The organism is Pseudoalteromonas sp. S1609 (assembly GCF_005887255.1).
Classification (GTDB): domain Bacteria; phylum Pseudomonadota; class Gammaproteobacteria; order Enterobacterales; family Alteromonadaceae; genus Pseudoalteromonas.
This window is the reverse complement of the sequence record NZ_PNDJ01000200.1, coordinates 1-407: the sequence shown is the minus strand read 5'-3', so window position 1 is coordinate 407 and position 407 is coordinate 1. Positions and strand designations below refer to the sequence as shown.

Here is a 407-nt window from a genome sequence, read left to right as displayed (position 1 = left end):
AACGATCAGCAAGAGGGCCTGCAATTAATTGCCCCAAACCAACAGTAAGCATAAAAATAGCCACCGTTTGCTGTACTTGTTTTTCGCTCACTGAAAATTGCTCTGCAATAGTAGGAAAGGCAGGTAAATAAATATCAATGCCCATAGGACAAAAAATGACGAGTAACGCTAAGATCAGTAATAAAATTAAGTTTGGTTTAGCGGGCTGTGTTTGCATCAGGTCTCCTTTTGTCGGTATTTTAAGTGGCGACTGATGAAAAAGAAAGGGCTTATGACCGATGCATCAGACATGTTACCTACTTTTAACTTTATTATGATTATTTTTGTTTAAGTATCACACTTCTTTAAACTGATCCGATGTGTTAATTTGCTTTTTAAGCAAAGACAATGGAAAAACAATAATTAGT

At 35.9% G+C, this 407-nt stretch carries 1 protein-coding gene; it reads right to left on the bottom strand.

The genetic code is table 11. From position 1 onward, the window contains the following. Positions 1 to 217 (bottom strand): MFS transporter (locus CWB76_RS19420; protein ID WP_138609751.1); only part of this gene is annotated, 217 nt, incomplete at its 3' end. Between the last annotated feature and the right edge of the window lie 190 nt (positions 218 to 407).